This window comes from Hyphomonas sp. (genome assembly GCF_013823385.1).
Taxonomy (GTDB): Bacteria; Pseudomonadota; Alphaproteobacteria; order Caulobacterales; family Hyphomonadaceae; genus Hyphomonas.
In genome coordinates this window covers 1-1,791 of record NZ_PNMA01000124.1, presented here as the reverse complement: position 1 = coordinate 1,791, position 1,791 = coordinate 1, and the positions used below count along the sequence as shown (strand labels likewise).

General features: G+C 64.3%; 3 protein-coding genes. 1 reads left to right on the top strand and 2 read right to left on the bottom strand.

Features of this window, described 5'->3' with window-relative positions; translation table 11 throughout:
- Positions 1-100: 100 nt before the first annotated feature.
- Positions 101-361 carry a hypothetical protein gene (locus C0456_RS20350; RefSeq protein WP_291056473.1) on the bottom strand — a complete coding sequence of 87 codons (261 nt, stop codon included), beginning with the start codon at positions 359-361 and terminating at the stop codon, positions 101-103.
- A gap of 265 nt (positions 362-626) precedes the next feature.
- On the opposite strand from C0456_RS20350, the gene C0456_RS20345 reads away from it, so the two are divergent.
- Positions 627-1,274 (top strand): DNA methyltransferase, encoded by a 648-nt coding sequence (locus tag C0456_RS20345; RefSeq protein ID WP_291056470.1) that lies wholly within the window; start codon positions 627-629, stop codon positions 1,272-1,274.
- Between the two features lie 135 nt (positions 1,275-1,409).
- Here the strand turns inward: C0456_RS20345 and C0456_RS20340 are convergent.
- A partial coding sequence (locus tag C0456_RS20340; RefSeq protein ID WP_291056468.1) for a helix-turn-helix domain-containing protein occupies positions 1,410-1,791 on the bottom strand: 382 nt, incomplete at its 5' end.

Here is a 1,791-nt window from a genome sequence, read left to right as displayed (position 1 = left end):
GGGATCGAGAGGTCACTCTCCGCCTGCCGGCCCGTGGACACGCGCATGTAGAGCGCGGCCCGGAGCGGCGCGCCCTGATCGGCAGATGCGGACATAGTCTTCATCGTGCTCGTCTCCGAACCCGGTTTGTGGAGGCGATATCAGCATGGGTTTGCGGCTGGTTCGAGTCGCAATCGCCGGTATCCTTCGGCATTGGCGGGCTTTCGCCAGCCATGACCGCCCGGAACGCCGCCATCAGGAAGGCTTCTACCGCGTCCAACTCCGCGTCCGACACCGGCATGTCCGCGAGATCATCGGCTACGCGGAAGCCGTGGCGCTCTGCGTGCGCGATATCGGCCAGCTTGTGGTCGGGCGTGTCCATGGCCGGACACTGCCCGGCAGCATCCCTGTAGGATTGAGCACAGGTTGGTCACGTCAGGCGGGAAAACCGGGTCTGCCGGGCATCCGGCCTTGTGGCGTTTCGGAGAGGATCGCAGCGGTGACGGCCCGCAGTCGGCGGCGCAACGGCCTGCCCGCTCCTTCGCATGCGCTCCCGTGTGGGCCGTGTTCTCTGCGATGCGCCGCCCCCCTTCGCGAGCCGTCCTGTCCCTCCGCGTCGAAACGCAAAAACAAGGCCGGAGGACGCCATGAACCAGACCAGTTTCTTTTCCCGCAACGTGATCCATCAGGGCGATTGCATCAGCGTCATGCGCCTGATGCCCGCCCAGTCGGTGGACTTCATCCTGACCGACCCGCCCTATCTCGTGCGCTATCAATCCCGTGACGGTCGCCGCATCATCAATGATGACAATGGCCGCTGGCTCGGACCGGCCGCGCGGGAGATGTTCCGGGTGTTGAAGAAAGACAGTTTGTGCGTGAGTTTCTACGGCTGGACGCAGACCGACCGGTTCATGGGCGCTTGGCGCGCGGCCGGTTTCCGGATCGTCGGCCACATCGTCTTTCGGAAGAAATACGCGTCCGCTTCCCGGTTCGTCAGCTACACGCACGAATCCGCCTATGTCCTGGCCAAGGGCCGCCCCGCTTTGCCGGAAAACCCTCCGGCGGATGTCGTCGATTTCCCTTACACGGGGAACCGCCTGCATCCGACGCAGAAACCCGTGGCTATCCTGAAGCCCCTGATCGAGGCGTTCTGCCCGGAAGGCGGGCTGGTGCTGGACCCGTTCTGCGGTTCGGGATCGACCCTTGTCGCGGCTTGCGAGGCTGATTGCGACTATGTCGGCATAGAGCTGGACCGCACCTATCACCGGATCGCGGCGCGAAGGCTGGCCGCCTGATGCGCCCGCTTTCGACGACGTTGCTCCGTGGTGCGTTCTGGCCCTGACCCCGCCGAACCACCCCCCTGAAGGCAATGCTGCCCTCTCCGCCCCGCTATCGGGCCGGAAATCGGCTCGGTTGGAAGGATGGCTTTCTTACGCGAGATCGACGGTTGGCAGCCCGGCGAGCGGCTTCGTTTTCATAAAGGCGTCGAAGACGCCATTCATGCTGCGCATCGCCCAGTTCAGCACCGGGATGCGGTCCCCTTCTGCCATTAGTTTTACCCTTGGACTCTGATTCCGTGACAGCGTTGTCGCCCCTGGGTTTCCGAGGGCTCCGGGCCAGCGGCTCTTATGGTGCCCGGCAAATAGAGGCTCCAGGAGCTTCACGACGAGGCCGATGCACATGCAGGTGCGTTTGGACGTGACGACATCGACCGCGATGTAGCCTCCCTCTTCCAGCTGCCGGAGATAGCGTTGCACCGTACGGCGGCAACGGCCGAGCGCGCGCGCAAGGTATGTGACTGTCACCGGCAGC

Coding starts and splice junctions, on each gene's coding strand:
- C0456_RS20350 (WP_291056473.1), bottom strand. CDS start 361: ATGGACACGCCCGACCACAAGCTGGCCGATATCGCGCACGCAGAGCGC.
- C0456_RS20345 (WP_291056470.1), top strand. CDS start 627: ATGAACCAGACCAGTTTCTTTTCCCGCAACGTGATCCATCAGGGCGAT.